The organism is Paenarthrobacter sp. AB444 (assembly GCF_028736865.1).
GTDB lineage: Bacteria > Actinomycetota > Actinomycetes > Actinomycetales > Micrococcaceae > Arthrobacter > Arthrobacter nicotinovorans_B.
Map to the genome: position 1 here is coordinate 107040 of NZ_JAQZBY010000006.1, position 15367 is coordinate 122406.

General features: G+C 62.3%; 17 protein-coding genes. 9 read left to right on the forward strand and 8 right to left on the reverse strand.

Annotation, left to right across the window (positions count from 1 at the left end; genetic code table 11):
- Positions 1-9 precede the first annotated feature (9 nt).
- Positions 10-1593, forward strand: a complete 1584-nt coding sequence (locus tag PQ627_RS09530; RefSeq protein ID WP_274260366.1) for an aminopeptidase P family protein — start codon at positions 10-12, stop codon at positions 1591-1593.
- 83 nt (positions 1594-1676) lie between these two features.
- On the opposite strand, the gene PQ627_RS09535 is transcribed toward PQ627_RS09530, so the two are convergent.
- On the reverse strand, positions 1677-2480 hold the full coding sequence (locus tag PQ627_RS09535; RefSeq protein WP_274260368.1) for a general stress protein: 804 nt from the start codon (positions 2478-2480) through the stop codon (positions 1677-1679).
- Between the two features lie 76 nt (positions 2481-2556).
- Here PQ627_RS09535 and PQ627_RS09540 point away from each other — a divergent pair, with 76 nt between their 5' ends.
- Genes PQ627_RS09540 through PQ627_RS09550 form a run of 3 tightly spaced genes read left to right on the forward strand, consistent with a single transcriptional unit; the run spans position 2557 to position 5685 of the window.
- The gene (locus tag PQ627_RS09540) at positions 2557-3840 is read left to right on the forward strand and encodes a magnesium transporter MgtE N-terminal domain-containing protein (RefSeq protein ID WP_144659714.1); all 1284 of its coding nucleotides are present in this window, start codon (positions 2557-2559) and stop codon (positions 3838-3840) included.
- A complete protein-coding gene (locus PQ627_RS09545; RefSeq protein ID WP_144659713.1) occupies positions 3821-4552 on the forward strand; it encodes a DUF1003 domain-containing protein in 732 nt (243 codons plus the stop codon). The genes PQ627_RS09540 and PQ627_RS09545 overlap by 20 nt, the downstream gene beginning before the upstream one ends.
- A gap of 5 nt (positions 4553-4557) precedes the next feature.
- On the forward strand, positions 4558-5685 hold the full coding sequence (locus PQ627_RS09550) for an Mrp/NBP35 family ATP-binding protein (protein ID WP_274260371.1): 1128 nt from the start codon (positions 4558-4560) through the stop codon (positions 5683-5685).
- Positions 5686-5729: 44 nt separating this feature from the next.
- On the opposite strand, the gene PQ627_RS09555 is transcribed toward PQ627_RS09550, so the two are convergent.
- From PQ627_RS09555 to sigE, 3 genes are read right to left on the reverse strand one after another with little or no spacing between them, the layout of a single operon-like run.
- Positions 5730-6122: a Sec-independent protein translocase TatB gene (locus tag PQ627_RS09555; RefSeq protein WP_144659711.1), complete on the reverse strand. Its 393-nt coding sequence runs from the start codon at positions 6120-6122 to the stop codon at positions 5730-5732.
- 31 nt (positions 6123-6153) lie between these two features.
- Positions 6154-7068, reverse strand: a complete 915-nt coding sequence (locus PQ627_RS09560) for a hypothetical protein (RefSeq protein ID WP_274260374.1) — start codon at positions 7066-7068, stop codon at positions 6154-6156.
- A 7-nt stretch (positions 7069-7075) separates the two neighbouring features.
- Positions 7076-7699 carry an RNA polymerase sigma factor SigE gene (gene sigE, locus PQ627_RS09565; RefSeq protein ID WP_144659710.1) on the reverse strand — a complete coding sequence of 208 codons (624 nt, stop codon included), beginning with the start codon at positions 7697-7699 and terminating at the stop codon, positions 7076-7078.
- A 235-nt stretch (positions 7700-7934) separates the two neighbouring features.
- Between sigE and PQ627_RS09570 the strand changes: the two genes are divergently transcribed.
- Positions 7935-8567 (forward strand): O-methyltransferase, encoded by a 633-nt coding sequence (locus PQ627_RS09570; protein ID WP_274260376.1) that lies wholly within the window; start codon positions 7935-7937, stop codon positions 8565-8567.
- Between the two features lie 69 nt (positions 8568-8636).
- Here the strand turns inward: PQ627_RS09570 and PQ627_RS09575 are convergent, their stop codons facing one another.
- From PQ627_RS09575 to PQ627_RS09590, 4 genes are all read right to left on the reverse strand, one after another.
- On the reverse strand, positions 8637-8804 hold the full coding sequence (locus PQ627_RS09575; RefSeq protein WP_064721643.1) for a DUF3117 domain-containing protein: 168 nt from the start codon (positions 8802-8804) through the stop codon (positions 8637-8639).
- 227 nt (positions 8805-9031) lie between these two features.
- Complete coding sequence (locus PQ627_RS09580; RefSeq protein WP_274260598.1) at positions 9032-10207, reverse strand: hypothetical protein; 1176 nt, start codon at positions 10205-10207, stop codon at positions 9032-9034.
- A 77-nt stretch (positions 10208-10284) separates the two neighbouring features.
- Positions 10285-10626: a DivIVA domain-containing protein gene (locus tag PQ627_RS09585; RefSeq protein WP_144659708.1), complete on the reverse strand. Its 342-nt coding sequence runs from the start codon at positions 10624-10626 to the stop codon at positions 10285-10287.
- A gap of 18 nt (positions 10627-10644) precedes the next feature.
- A complete protein-coding gene (locus PQ627_RS09590) occupies positions 10645-11481 on the reverse strand; it encodes a TIGR00730 family Rossman fold protein (protein ID WP_186313518.1) in 837 nt (278 codons plus the stop codon).
- A gap of 163 nt (positions 11482-11644) precedes the next feature.
- Between PQ627_RS09590 and PQ627_RS09595 the strand changes: the two genes are divergently transcribed.
- From PQ627_RS09595 to PQ627_RS09610, 4 genes are all read left to right on the forward strand, one after another.
- The gene (locus tag PQ627_RS09595) at positions 11645-12400 is read left to right on the forward strand and encodes an amino acid ABC transporter ATP-binding protein (protein ID WP_144659707.1); all 756 of its coding nucleotides are present in this window, start codon (positions 11645-11647) and stop codon (positions 12398-12400) included.
- A gap of 54 nt (positions 12401-12454) precedes the next feature.
- On the forward strand, positions 12455-13333 hold the full coding sequence (locus tag PQ627_RS09600) for a glutamate ABC transporter substrate-binding protein (RefSeq protein WP_144659706.1): 879 nt from the start codon (positions 12455-12457) through the stop codon (positions 13331-13333).
- Positions 13334-13427: 94 nt separating this feature from the next.
- The gene (locus PQ627_RS09605) at positions 13428-14078 is read left to right on the forward strand and encodes an amino acid ABC transporter permease (protein WP_144659705.1); all 651 of its coding nucleotides are present in this window, start codon (positions 13428-13430) and stop codon (positions 14076-14078) included.
- Entirely contained in the window at positions 14075-14935 is an 861-nt protein-coding gene (locus tag PQ627_RS09610; RefSeq protein ID WP_274260382.1) for an amino acid ABC transporter permease, read from the forward strand. The genes PQ627_RS09605 and PQ627_RS09610 overlap by 4 nt, the downstream gene beginning before the upstream one ends.
- Positions 14936-15367: the final 432 nt, after the last annotated feature.

Genomic DNA, 15367 nt, shown 5'->3' on the forward strand with positions numbered 1-15367 from the left:
GATGTAACGGTGAACGAAGCCGAAAACACCCAAAACCTGGACTCCTCCAATTCCCAGCCGCTGCAGGAGCGCGTCAACAACCGCTCACAGAGGCCCACGTCTGATGCCTTCAAGGCATTCATGGCCAGCAACTGGGCTCCCGCCCCGCAGGTGACCCCTGCCCGGGACGCCGTTGCAGACCACGCCGCACGCCGCCGTCGTACCATCTCCGAACTGTTCAAGGGCGAACGGCTTGTCATCCCGGCCGGGCCGCTGAAGGTCCGCTCGAACGACTGCGACTACCGTTTCCGCCCCCACTCCGGTTTCGCCCACCTGACGGGCCTGGGCGTGGACCACGAGCCCGACGCAGTCCTGATTCTTGAGCCGGTAGCTGAAGGAAAGGGCGACGACGGCGGCCACCACACTGCCACGCTCTACTTCCGTCCTCTGGCCGGCCGCGATACCGAACAGTTCTACGCCGATTCCCGGGCCGGCGAGTTCTGGATTGGCGCCCGTCCGACGCTGGCTGAATTCGAAGCGCGTTTGGGACTGCCCACCGCGCACATCGCCGAGCTGGAAATGGCCATCACCAAGAACGTTGGCGCCCCGGAAATCGGTGGCATCTCCATCCGACTGGTCCGCAAGGTCGACGAAAACATCGACGCCCTGGTCGATACCGCCCGCTACAACACGGCCAAGGATCCTGAAAACCTGGACCTCGGCGAACTCGATGCCTTGGACGAGAAGCTCAGCGAAGCCCTCTCCGAGCTGCGACTGATCAAGGACGAATGGGAAATCGAGCAGATGAAGATCGCGGTGGCTGCCACCGTTGAAGGCTTCGCCGACGTCGTCCGCGCCCTTCCCCGCGCCCTGACGCACCCCCGCGGCGAGCGCGTTGTCGAAGGAGCTTTCTTCGCACGGGCCCGTGAAGAAGGCAACGAGCTCGGCTACGACACCATCGCAGCCGCCGGCAACAACGCGACGGTCCTGCACTGGACCCGCAACTCCGGAACTGTCAACGCCGGGGAGCTTCTTCTCCTCGACGCCGGCGTGGAGGCCGACTCCCTCTACACTGCCGACGTCACCCGGACGCTGCCGGCAACCGGTACCTTCACCGACGTCCAGCGCAAGGTCTACGAGGCAGTACTCGACGCCGCCGACGCCGGTTTCGCGGCCGCCCAGCCCGGCGTAAAGTTCCGCGACATCCACACAGCGGCAACAACGGTCCTTGCCGAGCGCCTGGCCGAATGGGGCCTGCTGCCGGTCTCCGTCGAGGAAGCCATCAGCCCCGAAGGCCAGCAGCACCGGCGCTGGATGCCACACGGCACCAGCCACCACCTGGGCCTGGACGTCCACGACTGTGCCCAGGCAAAGCGTGAGCTCTACCTCGACGGGATCCTCACCGAGGGCATGGTCTTCACGATCGAACCCGGACTGTACTTCAAGGATGAGGACCTGGCGATCCCGGAGGAATACCGTGGCATCGGTGTCCGGATCGAGGACGACATCCTGATGACCGCCGACGGTCCCGTCAACCTCAGCGCCGCCCTGCCGCGCAAGGCGGACGACGTCGAGTCCTGGATGGCGGGGATCTACCAGGACGCCCAGGGCTAAGCTGCCCTCCCAGGCAGGCCCATCACGGCAGCAAAAGGGAAGGCCACCGGTAATCCGGTGGCCTTCCCTTTGTTTTTAAGGCGCTACTGCTTGGGCGAGCCGTCAGAACCGGCCTGTTGGGCATCGTCCTGCGGAGCGTCGGCTTGTCCCTCAGTCACCCGCACACCGTACTGCGGACGGCCATCGGGCAGGTCCGGGTAACGGACGGCTGCCGGAGTCGGGTTCTGCACAGGGTGCTGGGCAGCGGGAGTGCCCTGGCCGTTGGCCGTGTCCTGCCCGGATCCAGGACCGCGTTGACCGTAGGGGTCGTTCCAGGTGGTGGGTCGCTCCGGGGCTTGGCCCGGCTGCTGGAACGGCTGGTTCTGTGGGGCGTAGCTGCCCTGGTGCGCCTGCGACGGGTTCATCGGCAGCTGCTGCAGGAGCCGGCGTGCCTCATGGGAGGCTTCCCGGGCCACGATGACGTCATAGTTCGTGGCCACTACCTGGCTGGTGGAAGTGAAGTCCCGCTTGCCGCGCTGGGTGGCGTAGGTGACGATGCCGAAGAGCATGAAGAATGCCGCACCCATCAGCACCGAGGTGATGATGGAGAACGGACCGCCCGCGGGGGTGAAGAAGGAGAGCATGACGCCGACGAAGAGGCCGAACCACATGCCGCTCAACGCTCCCGACAACGCCACCCTCGGATAGCTCAGTCGGCCGGTGACCCGCTCCACCATTTTGAGGTCGTTGCCAACGATGGACACCAGCTGAACCGGGAACTGCTGGTCAGCGAGATAGTCCACCGCCTTCTGGGCATCCAAATAAGAGGTGTATGAGCCCACGGTGTCGCCTTGGGGCACGCTGCGGGATTCCTCGATAGCTTTGGGACCACCAAAAATGTTAGACATAGCCCCATTGTGGCCCATGGACATGTGAAGCGGCTGGAATTCAGCTAAAAGAGAGCAGACTCGGTAGCCTGTAAACATGAGCACACATCCTTCTCGCGTCTTTGTGGCGCGCCTTCTGGGCTTGGACGTCTTCGACCCCTTGGGCGATCGTCTTGGCCGGTTGCGGGACGTCGTGGTGCTCTCCCGCGGGACCCGTGGCGCACCGCATGTCGTCGGCATCGTCGTCGAAGTCCCGGGCAAGAAACGCGTCTTCGTCCCCATGACCCGGATCACCTCCATCGACCAGACGCAGATCATCTGCACGGGCCTGGTCAACCTGCGCCGTTTCGAACAGCGCGGCGCGGAAACGCTGGTGGTGGCGGAGATGTTCGACCGTCGCGTCACTCTGGCCGATGGCAGTGGGGACGCGACCATTGAAGACATCGCAATGGACCAGCACCGCTCCAAGGACTGGTTCGTCAGCAAGCTGTTCGTGCGTCGCGGACATTCCTTGTCCCCCTTGAGCAGGCTCCGGCGCAACGAGACCCTGATCATTGACTGGGCCGACGCCCAAACCGGAGGCCACAACGAGCCCCAGGCGGCCACCCAGTTCGTTGCCACCCACGAGGACCTCAAGCCTGCAGACTTCGCTGAAGCCCTGCAGGAAATGAGCGACAAGCGCCGCTTTGAGGTAGCCAGCGAGCTTCAGGACGAGCGGCTCGCCGACGTCCTCCAGGAGCTTCCGGAGGATGACCAGGTCACCATCCTTTCCGCACTGGATGTCGAACGCGCCGCCGACGTCCTTGAGGAGATGGACCCGGACGACGCCGCCGACCTCCTCGCTGAGCTCCCTTCTGCGCAGGCAGAGGAACTCCTGCAGTTGATGGAACCGCAGGAAGCCGAAGACGTGCGCCGCCTGCTCGAATATGACGAGGACACCGCGGGCGGTTTGATGACCCCGGTCCCGGTCATCCTGCCGCCCGAGGCCACGGTTGCCGAAGCACTGGCCCACGTCCGCCGCGAAGAACTCTCGCCCGCGCTGGCTTCCTCCATCTTTATTGCCCGCCCTCCGCTGGAGACGCCCACCGGCCGTTTCCTCGGGGTGGTGCACATACAACAGCTGCTGCGCTTCCCTCCCCCGGAACCCTTGGGCAACCTCGTGGATAAGAACCTGGAACCTGTCTCGGACCAGGCCCACATCAGCGAGGTGGCCCGGACCTTGGCTACGTACAACCTGAACTCGCTTCCAGTCGTGGACGACGACGGCCGCCTCGTGGGGGCGGTGACTGTTGATGACGTGCTGGATCACCTGTTGCCGGATGACTGGCGCGCCCACGAGGACGACGCCCCAATAAGGAAGCTTGGAGGCCGAATTGGCTGAGAACAACGCCACCCGACCCACCAGGAACACCTCACGCCAGGGCAGCAGTCTCGATACGCCACTGAGTGGGCGTCAACGGATCCTCCCGAAGTTCTCACCCAACCCGGATGCTTTCGGCAACGCAACCGAGGGTTTCGCCCGTTTCATGGGAACGCCGCAGTTCCTTGTCTACATGACCGTCTTCTGTGTGTTCTGGCTTGGATGGAACACGTTCGCGCCCACGGAGTGGCAGTTCGACCGCATGGAGCTGGGCTTCACGCTCTTGACGTTGATGCTGTCCCTGCAGGCATCCTACGCAGCGCCCCTGCTGCTGCTCGCCCAAAACCGCCAGGACGACCGCGACCGCGTATCGCTTCAGCAGGACCGCCAGCGTGCTGAACGGAACCTCTCCGACACCGAGTACTTGACCCGGGAACTGGCTTCCCTTCGCATAGCCCTTCGCGAAGTCGCCACCCGTGACTATGTCCGTGCGGAGCTGCGAAGCCTGCTGGAAGACATCATCGACGCCCAGGAAGAACTCCGTGAGAGTGACAACGCCGCGGATGGAGCGGAATCGCCCGGCGAGAAGGTCAAAGAGAAACTGAAGGAGAAGCGGGACAAATCCCGGGGACCGCGCACGCAGCAAATTCCCAAGGTGCGTCCGCCCCGTTCCTCGGGTCCGCAACACTCCACCGCAAAGCCTTCCCCTGACACCCCTGAAAGCCGGTCCTGAACCTTATGAGCACCGCTACTGCCGAGGCACTGCAAGCTGCCCTGGCAACGGTAATTGATCCCGAACTCCGCCGCCCCATCACGGAACTGGGCATGGTGGAATCGGTGTCCGCCGATGACAACGGCACGGTGCACGTCGCCGTCCTGCTGACCATCGCCGGTTGTCCGCTGCGGGAGACCATCACCCAGGACGCCACCACAGCTTTGATGCGCGTCGACGGCGTCGACGGCGTGGACGTGGAGCTGAAGGTGATGACGCCTGCCCAACGGGAGGCGCTGAAGGAACAACTCAGGGGTCCGGGCGGACAACGTGGTATTCCTTTCACCAAGCCCGGTTCACTGACCAAGGTCTACGCGGTCGCCAGCGGAAAGGGCGGTGTAGGCAAGTCCTCGGTTACGGTCAACCTCGCCACTGCCTTGGCTGCCCAAGGACTCAGGGTGGGCATCGTTGACGCCGATGTGCACGGTTTTTCCGTGCCGGCACTGATGGGCATCACCCAGAAGCCGACCCAGGTGGATGACATGATCCTGCCCCCTGTGGCCTACGGGGTGAAAGTCATTTCCATCGGCATGTTCGTTGCTGGGAACCAGCCGGTTGCCTGGCGTGGCCCCATGCTGCACCGCGCGTTGGAACAGTTCCTCACCGATGTCTATTTTGGCGATCTCGATGCCCTCTTCCTCGACCTGCCTCCAGGCACGGGCGACATCGCCATCTCCGTGGCCCAACTGCTGCCCAATGCCGAGATCCTGGTGGTCACCACGCCGCAGGCGGCAGCCGCCGATGTCGCCGAGCGTGCGGGAACGATTGCCACGCAAACCGGCCAGAAGGTGGCTGGCGTGATAGAGAACATGTCGTTCCTGGAAATGCCCGACGGCGATCGCATGGAACTGTTTGGAAGCGGCGGCGGTGCCATCCTGGCTGAGCGGTTGAGCGCCGCCGTTGGCAGCGACGTTCCGCTGTTGGGGCAGATTCCCCTGGACATCCGGCTGCGCGAGGGAGGCGATGCGGGAACGCCTGTGGTACTGGCAGCTCCCGACTCCGCTGCGGCCAAGGCCATGGCACAGATAGCCGCAACCTTGGCCTCGCGGCCTCGGGGGCTATCGGGGTTGTCGCTGGGCATCGAGCCTCGCTAAGGCCTGCTGACACCCTTCAGCAGGGAACCGGGCCGGGCAGCGGCTTAGGTAGCCTCGGTGTCAAAGGGAGCGGCTTCGCCCTCGGCGAGCCGTTCAATGACCCGCGCAGGCGGCTTCGGCTGGGTAGCGGCAACCGCAGCCGTGGCCGCCACAGCCGGAGCACCGGCGCTGACGGGCTTGGTGTCATCATCCAGCAGGGCGTCTTTGATGATGCGCCGCGGATCGTACTGCCGGGGGTCGTATTTCTTCCAGTCGACTTCATCGATGTCGATGCCGACTTCTTCTTTGATCTGCTCGCGGGCGCCTGAGGCCATACGGCGCACTTCCTTGACCAGGTTGGCGAGCTTTTGAGTGTATTCGGGCAAACGGCTGGGACCGATGACGAGTACGCCGATAATCAGAAGGAGTATGAACTCCGGGCCGTTGATTCCAAGCACGCTACGAAGATTACCTTGTCTGTGGTGCCGCTCATAAACCAGCGGGGCGAAGAAGGGTTTGAAGGCCGCGGAGCAGCCTGGGGTACCAAGCCTCGGACCCCCCGGTGCCCTCACCCTCGGCCAGGGACTCGCCTGCCCGGACTATTTCCGGAACGGCGTCATCCGCAGTCTCAGCGGGGAGATCGGACGCGTAGGTGATCACGGCTGCCGGCGTTGAGTAGACAGCCTTCCAGGGGTTGCCCTGGGTGACGGAGAGCTGCGGCTGTGTCGAAGCCCCCGGGGAGTTCTGCCCGCCAATACGGTGTTCCTCCACGATGGTGGCGAAGTGCCCGTTCCTCTCCAGGTGGAGCTCAACAGCCGGATGGTCATCAACCATCCTGGCGTGGGCAGAGACAACCTTGAAACCTGCTCCCGACAGTTCGGGACACGCCCACCCTTCCTGCCGGAGCCCATCCAATTGGGAAGCATTCAGGGTAATGGTGCTGCCGGCTTGGAAGGCGGGTGCGACCGCCGACTCCGATGCGCCGCCAGTCCAGGCGCCAGCGAGGAGTCCGGCGTCGTTGGTTTGCACAAAGGCCTGCGGTTCTTCTTCCCCGGCCACAATGTACGCCGAGCCGGCCAGGGCGCCGGCTGAGACCACCAAGGTGCCGGCGGCGACTGCAGCGATCCGAAGGCCACGCTGGATACGGTTCCGGGTTGGCGGGGGTTCCCAAGGCTGCGGAGAATGGTTGGCAAGCCGTTCGGTCTGCTGAATCAGCCTCGCCGTGAGATCCTGGCTCGCTTCAGGTACAGCAGCACTTCGCAGGCGTTCAAGGTACTGCCGTTCCTGGCGCAGCAAAGCACGGCACTTGACGCAGACTTGCACATGCTCGGGGCTTCGGGAATGGCGCAGCGAAGCCAACTTACGCCGGGACAGAGGTCCCGGGCGGTCAGAACGTCGGGGCATTGACGGCCTAAAGGATGCTGGCGATGCGGGGCATCTTCAAGCGCGGCTTGCGGGCCTCGGCCGGACGCGGATCGCGGTGGGCCAGTTTCTCGCGCAGCATGGTGCGGCCACGGTGGATCCGGGACCTGACGGTCCCGAGCTTTACGCCCAAGGCCTCGGCGACTTCGTCGTAGGACAGACCCTCGAGATCGCACAGCACGACGGCGGCGCGGAAGTCGGGCGGGAGTTCCTCCAGGGCCCGCTGGACGTCGAGGTCGAGATTGTTGTGCTCGAAGCTCTGCTCGGGACCGGGCTCACGCCCGGGCAGGCGGGACTCTGCGTCCTCGGCCAGTGCGTCAAAGCGGATCCGGCTCTTTCGGCGGGCCTGGTCCAGGAACAGGTTGGTGGTGATGCGGTGCAACCAGCCGTCCAGTGTTCCCGGCTTGAAGTTCTCCAGCGAGCGGAAGACCCGGACGAAGACCTCCTGGGTGAGGTCCTCGGCGTCGAACTTGTTGCCGGTCAGGCGGTAGGCGAGGCGGTATACCTTGGCGGAGTGGTTGGACACCACTTCCTCCCAGCTGGGCATGACCCAGTCGGTAGCGGCCTCAGGGCCTTCTGATGCAAGGACTGGCGCAGCATGGGATGCCGGCATCGTCCACTCCCCTCAAACTGTGGTTCACCGTTAATTCGGTGCCGCCCACCTCGTGGATGACCGGAGCAATATCATCCCAAGTTTGTCTGGGAATTACCTGACTGGACATCGTTTTTCGTGCACGGCTGAAAAGCCGGGCTGACACAGGGCCCAAGGCACTTCCAACAGCGGGTTTACCGGGGCGGACACAGTAGTCTGGTACAAACACCCCTACCCGCGGAAAGCGAATCCCTTCATGAGTGCCGACAAGTCAAGCAGCTGGTCCTACGCAGAAGATCTGCCGGCTGAGGATGACGTGATGTTGCGCGCCCGCGAGCGTTCGTTCGAGTTGGGTGTGACGCCCATCAGCCCCGGTGTTGGCGCCGTTTTGACGGTGCTCGCCGCAGCGTCCAAGGCGCAGACTGTAGTGGAGGTCGGCTCCGGAGCCGGGGTTTCGGGCGTCTGCCTGCTGCGCGGGATGGGACCCCAGGCGGTCTTGACCACCATCGACCTCGACGTCGAGCACCTCAAGGCAGCGCGCGAGGCCTTCCTCGAATCCGGCAGCCCCGCCAACCGCACCCGCACCATCTCAGGTCGCGCGGCAGATGTCCTGCCCAGGCTGACCGATGCGGCCTATGACCTGGTGTTCATCGACGCCGATAAACCAAACTTCCCCAAGTACGTGGAACAGGCCATCCGCCTGCTGAAGTCCGGGGGCACGCTGGTCATCAACGACGCCCTGGACAAGGATCGGGTTTCCAACCCGGCAGCACGTGACTCCACCACCGTGGTACTGCGCCAGATCGGCAAGGCCATCCGCGACGACGAACGGCTCGCCTCGGCCATGTTGCCCACCGGGGACGGCCTTTTGGTGGCCGTCAAGAAGTAGGTGGCCGCCGCCGTCGGGCGTTAAACAAAAAGCAGGGCCCCGGCTGATGCCGGGCCCTGCTTCGTAACTCTATTCGGTCACACCTACGAGGCATTCCTTGAGGTTTTCCGCTTCGGCGGCATTGAGCTCGACCACAAGCCGGCCTCCACCTTCGAGCGGCACACGCATGATGAGACTGCGTCCCTCTTTGGTAACTTCCATAGGGCCGTCGCCAGTACGTGGTTTCATAGCCGCCATTAGGAAAATCCCCTCCATTTGTCCCAAGTCACGCCAACCCGGCCGGGCTGGTTCCGCGTCGCAATTGCAGCCGGCGGCACTGCTTGGAGGCCGCCATGGCCGGGCACTGTTAGGTGCTTTGTCCCTGCTCTTGGGTCCATTATCCCGTACTTACCCGCCCGTAGCGAAATCAGCGGCCTGTTTGTGCGGGCTTTGTACAAATTGGCGGTCGGGGACAAAGGTCCACGTCAGGGCGGATAGTCGCCACCTCCGGGCAGCTGGGCCCACGCCCACAGCCACACAACCCAGACAATCTGCAGGAGGACGAACATCACCACAACGGTCCCCCGGTAGGCCTTGGACTTTGACAGGGCAGCAGCCCCGAGTGCCAAGGGGAACAACGGCAGCAGCATCCGGAAGGTGCTGGTCTGCGGGTGCAGGAACACCAGGAGGTAGCCCATGTAGCATGCGCACCAGAGCCGCAGTTCCGGCCCGAGCCGCTTCACCGGGGCGGACACCATCACCAATACGAAGAGTGCCGTGAACACAAAGGGAGCCAAGACGCCGAGTACCGGTCCGAACAGCATCCGGCCGGTATCGAACCAAGGCTTGAAAGGCACCAGGTCATGTCCACGCCAAGCTGTCTCGGTCCGTGTGTAGGCGGCCGGATCGCCCGTGACGGCCCAGGCGATGGCGGGCCAGGCGAGGGCTCCGATCCCGGCTGCCACCACCAGTGCTCCCAAGGATACGAGGCTCCGGGTGGACGTGGGTTCGGTTGTTGATGGGCGCCTGAACCGTTCCCAAAGGCGCCAGAGCAGCAACAAACCGACCATGGCAGCGAAAGGTACCCCGGTGGGCCTGGACAGGCACATCAGCAGGACTACGGGAATGGCCGTCAGGTATCGTCGCCTGACCACCAAGAGCAGTGATGCGGCCAGCAGCAGCAGGTTCAGGGACTCGGCATAAGGGACCTGGAGGATCGGCGACACCGGAAACGTGGAAACGAAAACGACACCCCAGAGGGCTGTGCGCTTGCCTGCGAATTCCCGGAAGAGTTTGTAGATCACCAGGGACGCGCCCAACCCGGCCAGCATGGCGATCACCGTGAGGGCTTGCAAAGTGCCCAGGCCGGTCATCGCCGCGACACCCCGCCCCAGGAGCGGGAAGAGAGCGTAGAACGCCCAGGCGTTCTCCTTGACCACGCCGTTGGCGTCCACCGGCAGGACTGATGGATAACCGCTGTCTGCAGCTTGCTGGTACCAGCGGCCATCCCAGATGGTGATGAAGTTCCAGTAATCGGGAGCCGGCGGGAACCATGGGTTTGTGCCCTGTTGGAGCGCCGCTGCCATGAAAATGCAGGCACTGACCAAGCGGGCGGCGACAAAGATCAGTGATACTTGCAGCCACCAAGGCCAGCTGGCCATTCGTGATCCGGCAGCCGCCACGGCCCGGGAAAGCCGGGCCGCGGCTCCTTGGCCGTGCTGGGCCGGAGCCTGGACGGTCACTGTGGGGTCCGGCCGGTTTCGTCGCCTCCGGACTTTTGCTCCGCCAACGCCCCCAGCCTCGCAATTTCAAGGTCCTTGGCCCGCAACTGGTCCCTAAGTTCATCGAGAACCTGGTCCACCTGGTCCATCCGGTAACCGCGCAATCCGAGCGCAAAACGCACGGAATCGACGTCGGACGGCCGCGCCTCGGCCGGCAACAGCACCGGGGGCAGATTGGGAAGGGGGTCGTCAAGACCCGCTCCCATCGTGCGCCCCCGGACTATTCCGGCGCCGAAAAACAGTGCCGCGCCTACCAGGACAATCGCGAGGAATACCAGAAAGAAGCTCACACTGTCCATCGTGCCAGAAACACCCGGCTACTCGGGGCGTTGCTCCCCTGTGGGTGTGGGAAGAGGCGCACCGTGGAGCACCCGGTGGACTGCGTCAGCCGGGTCATCCACCAGCTGGATCAAGTCGAGGTCCTTTTCGGAGACCATGCCTTCGGCAACCAGGGTTTCCCGGATCCACTCGATCATCGGGCCCCAGAACCGGACGCCGAGGAGAACGATGGGGAACGAGGTCACCTTTCGGGTCTGGACCAGGACCATGGCTTCGAAGAGCTCGTCAAGGGTGCCAAGTCCACCCGGCAGCACCACAAATCCCTGCGCATACTTGACGAACATGGTCTTGCGGGCGAAGAAGTACCTGAAGTTGATGCCAAGATCCACCCATTGGTTGAGCCCCTGCTCGAACGGTAGCTCGATGCCCAGCCCCACGGAGACTCCGTTGCCTTCGACAGCGCCTTTGTTCGCTGCCTCCATGGAACCCGGTCCACCGCCGGTAATGACCGCAACACCGGACTCGGCCAGTTTGCGGCCCACTTCAACGGCCATTTCGTAGTACTCGCTGCCAGGCTTGGTGCGGGCCGAACCGAAGACACTGACGGCCGGGCCGAGGTCGGCAAGCGCCCCGAACCCTTCCACGAACTCGCTTTGGATCCGGAGGACGCGCCAGGGATCAGTGTGAATGAACTGCCCGGCACCGCTGGTATCCAGCAAATGCTGGTCCGACATTCCCGTGTCCGCCTGTTTGCGTCGAAGCTCCAAGGAACCCTTGTGCTTGGCGGGCGCGATCTCCGAAGGCAGGGGTACGTGGGTGGTCCTGCCGTTGCCGTTGGCATCCGGGTTGGGAATTGAGTGCTGGCTGATGCTCATTGCCCAAGGCTAGCGCCTCCTGGCGCCGGCTCCATCGCAGCGACCCGCTTCTTGCATTGCAGTCTGGTATATGCCTGGGGAGCAGGTTTCTGTTCAGTCACGATCTTCACGAAGTTGCCGTGACCGTGGTCATATTTGCTTCTTTGTTCGCTAGATTCTTCGTATGACTACTCAAGCGTCCGGCGATGCCCTCGTCTCCCTGAATGGCGTCAACAAGCACTACGGTCAACTGCACGTCCTCAAAGACATCAACCTCCAGGTTCGGAAGGGTGAAGTCGTGGTAGTTATTGGACCTTCCGGTTCAGGTAAGTCCACGCTGTGCCGTGCGATCAACCGTTTGGAAACGATCGACGACGGCGATATCGCCATCGACGGGAAGAAGCTTCCCGAAGAAGGCAAAGATCTCGCCCACTTGCGGGCCGACGTCGGAATGGTCTTCCAGTCCTTCAACCTGTTTGCCCACAAGACGATTCTTGAGAACGTCACCCTCGGGCCCATCAAGGTCAAGAAGGTGGCCAAGGGAACCGCGGACAAGGAAGCCATGGCGCTCCTTGAGCGTGTCGGCGTCGGACACCAGGCCCCAAAGCTTCCCGCGCAGCTCTCCGGTGGACAGCAGCAGCGTGTGGCAATTGCCCGCGCCCTTGCCATGAAGCCGAAGGTGATGCTGTTCGACGAGCCCACGTCCGCGTTGGACCCGGAAATGATCAACGAAGTCCTGGACGTCATGATCCAGCTGGCCAAGGAAGGCATGACCATGATCGTGGTAACCCACGAGATGGGCTTTGCCCGCAAGGCTGCTGACCGTGTGGTGTTCATGGCCGACGGACAGATCGTGGAGGACGCGAGCCCGGAAGAGTTCTTCACCAACCCGAAGAGCGACCGTGCCAAGGACTTCTTGTCCAAGCTTTTGACCCACTAGCTCCTTACCGCCCGCACCCCGGCCGTAAGGCGGCCATCCAATGAAAGGAACATCATGAAGTCTCTTATTACCCGGAGGAAGTCACTCCTGGTGGCCGCTTCTGCTGCTCTTGCCCTGTCGCTGAGCGCATGTGGTGGCGGCGGAAGCTCCACCACTCCCCCCGTTGCTTCCGCGAGCTTCGAAGCCGGCACCACCATGGAGAAGCTGAATAAGGCGCAGAAGATCACCATTGGCACCAAGTTCGACCAGCCGCTTTTCGGCCAGAAGGGCCTTGACGGCAAGCCTGTCGGTTTCGACGTGGAGATGGGCAAGGCTATCGCCGCCAAGCTGGGTATCCCCGCCGATAAGATCGAGTGGGTGGAGACTGTGTCCGCCAACCGAGAACCATTTATCGAACAGGGGCGCGTCGACCTTGTCATCGCGACTTACACCATCAATGACTCCCGCAAGGAAAAAGTGTCCTTCGCCGGACCGTACTACGAAGCTGGCCAGGCCCTTTTGGTAAATAAGGACGACAACTCCATTACCAAGCCGGAGGATGTCAAGGGCAAGAAGGTCTGCTCTGTCACGGGATCCACCCCTGCCAAAACCATCGTCGACAAGTACGGCGCAGAACTCGTTCCTGCTGCCAACTACACTGCCTGCCTGGAGCCGCTGCGCAACAAGCAGGTTGTCGCCGTGACCACTGACAACGTCATCCTCGCCGGCTATGTCGATAAGGAACCGGACGCCTTCAAGCTCGCCTCGGACCAGACCTTTACGAAGGAGCCCTACGGCATCGGCCTGAAGAAGGATGACACTGTCTTCCGCAACTGGATCAACGACCAGCTTGAGGGATTCGCAAAGGACGACACCTACAAGAAGGCCTGGGAAGCAACCGCAGGCAAGGTCATCAAGACGGTCCCCGAGCTTCCGAAGATCGACCGTTACTAATTAGAACCGGTGGCTGTCGCCGTTCCGTACCGGAGCGGCGACAGCCTTTCATCTTTAGGATTCAGTCCTTTTCCCGGCATAGACGAAGGAAGCCATGGACGCCATTTTCGAGAGCCTTCCCCAATATTGGGATGGATTTCTCCGAACCCTGTTTCTAGCTGTTGTTTCGGGCGTCATCGCCCTGATCTTTGGTACCCTGCTGGCCGCCATGCGCGTCTCTCCCGTCGCCGCACTGCGGGGGTTCAGTACGTTCTACGTTGAGGTTGCCAGAAACACTCCCCTAACCATCATTTTCTTCTTTTCCGCAATTGTGCTTCCCCGCCTTGGGGTCAAATTTGAACAGTTCGAAGTCGCGGCAATTATTGCCCTCAGCAGTTACACCGCGGCCTTTGTCGCAGAGGCTGTACGCTCGGGCGTTAACAGTGTCCCTGTGGGACAAGCGGAAGCAGCACGCAGCGTCGGCATGACATTCACACAGGTCCTGGGGCTGGTTGTTCTTCCCCAAGCACTCCGTACCGTGGTTCCCCCTTTGATTAACATCATGATCGCCTTGGTCAAGAACTCATCCGTTGCCGGCGCGTTCTTTGTCCTCGAACTCTTCGGCTACGGCCTACAGCTGTCCAACAGCCGAGGTGACGCGGTGATGTGGATCCTGATCGGGGTGGCATTCTTCTACCTCCTGATCACCGTTCCGCTCGGACTTCTTGCTCACTTCGTCGAGAAAAAGGTGGCGATCGCCCGATGACTTCGGTTCTCTATGACGTTCCCGGGCCCAGGGCCAGGCGCATGTCCCTCGTCGCCTCCGTGATTGGCGCGCTCATCATCCTCGGTGGGGTTATCGGCGCCATCGTGATCCTGTCATCCCAAGGCATCTTTAGTGCCTCCAGATGGGAAGTCTTTGTCAACGAGTCCGCCAAAGATGTCTGGACGCAGCTTGGCTTGGGTCTGCTGGCCACATTGCAGGCCGCTGGTGTCGCCGCAGTGATTGCGTTTCCTTTGGGCGTTGCCCTCTGCCTGCTGCGGATCTCCCTGATTCCATGGGTCCGTGTTCCCATCCAAGTGGTTCTTGAATTCCTCCGCGGTATGCCGGTCGTCCTGATGATCCTGTTCGTGCTCCTGGTGTTTGCCACGAGCCCGTTCGTGGCGGTTGTCAGCGGCCTTGTGTTGTACAACGCCGCCATTTTCGCTGAGATTCTGCGCGCCGGTATCCAGTCGCTGCCCAAAGGACAACGCGAAGCCGGTCTGGCTATTGGTCTTCGCAGTTTCCAGTCGCGAATGAGCATCGAGTTTCCGCAGGCAATCCGGCGAATGCTGCCATCACTCGTAGCCCAATTGGTGGTGCTCCTGAAGGACACGTCCCTGGGATACATCGTGGCGTACGAAGAGCTCCTTCGTAAGGTGAAGTTGATTTCGGATCTCGAACCGAGTCTCCTGTTCTCCGCGTTCTTCGTGGGGGCCGCCATCTACATCCTGATCAATCTTTCGGTATCCCGGCTGGCGATCTGGATCGAGCGCCGCGGTTCCAAGAAAGCCGCCGGTGGCACTGCGCCTGCAATCAAAACGGTAGATTTGGAGGTCAACGCACCGGGTGCTGGCAAGTAAAAACCCGCGGCGTTGACAAAGCCCCAAAGACAAAATTGAGACGCCCATTCCCGACGGGAATGGGCGTCTCAGCTTATGCCATGAACTAAATAGTTACGCAGGGCCTGGAACTTATGCTTTCAGGACCCAGTCCACTTGATACGTAGATGTTGATCTGACCACAATACGTACCAGCACCATTCATCGGTACGGCAAACCCGTTCCCTGAATACCAGGTTCCTGGCGTCGGCGTCGTCCACTGGTTGCCACCGTTGCTCGGGAACGTTGCCATCGACACTGAGCCCGTTTGCTGGTAGCAGACGAAGCTTGGGTAGAAGATTATTACACCGTGATAGCCATCCACCTCCGACCACGAGCTCAACTCGCAACTTGCGGCCGCGTGCCCCGGTCCCGCCGAAGCAACCAGAGACGCCGTCGCCAGCACAAGGACTG

Coding starts and splice junctions, on each gene's coding strand:
- PQ627_RS09595 (WP_144659707.1), top strand. CDS start 11,645: ATGACTACTCAAGCGTCCGGCGATGCCCTCGTCTCCCTGAATGGCGTC.
- PQ627_RS09580 (WP_274260598.1), bottom strand. CDS start 10,207: ATGGCCAGCTGGCCTTGGTGGCTGCAAGTATCACTGATCTTTGTCGCC.
- sigE (WP_144659710.1), bottom strand. CDS start 7,699: ATGCCGGCATCCCATGCTGCGCCAGTCCTTGCATCAGAAGGCCCTGAG.
- PQ627_RS09590 (WP_186313518.1), bottom strand. CDS start 11,481: ATGAGCATCAGCCAGCACTCAATTCCCAACCCGGATGCCAACGGCAAC.
- PQ627_RS09535 (WP_274260368.1), bottom strand. CDS start 2,480: ATGTCTAACATTTTTGGTGGTCCCAAAGCTATCGAGGAATCCCGCAGC.
- PQ627_RS09605 (WP_144659705.1), top strand. CDS start 13,428: ATGGACGCCATTTTCGAGAGCCTTCCCCAATATTGGGATGGATTTCTC.
- PQ627_RS09550 (WP_274260371.1), top strand. CDS start 4,558: ATGAGCACCGCTACTGCCGAGGCACTGCAAGCTGCCCTGGCAACGGTA.
- PQ627_RS09585 (WP_144659708.1), bottom strand. CDS start 10,626: ATGGACAGTGTGAGCTTCTTTCTGGTATTCCTCGCGATTGTCCTGGTA.
- PQ627_RS09575 (WP_064721643.1), bottom strand. CDS start 8,804: ATGGCGGCTATGAAACCACGTACTGGCGACGGCCCTATGGAAGTTACC.
- PQ627_RS09570 (WP_274260376.1), top strand. CDS start 7,935: ATGAGTGCCGACAAGTCAAGCAGCTGGTCCTACGCAGAAGATCTGCCG.
- PQ627_RS09560 (WP_274260374.1), bottom strand. CDS start 7,068: ATGCCCCGACGTTCTGACCGCCCGGGACCTCTGTCCCGGCGTAAGTTG.
- PQ627_RS09540 (WP_144659714.1), top strand. CDS start 2,557: ATGAGCACACATCCTTCTCGCGTCTTTGTGGCGCGCCTTCTGGGCTTG.
- PQ627_RS09610 (WP_274260382.1), top strand. CDS start 14,075: ATGACTTCGGTTCTCTATGACGTTCCCGGGCCCAGGGCCAGGCGCATG.
- PQ627_RS09600 (WP_144659706.1), top strand. CDS start 12,455: ATGAAGTCTCTTATTACCCGGAGGAAGTCACTCCTGGTGGCCGCTTCT.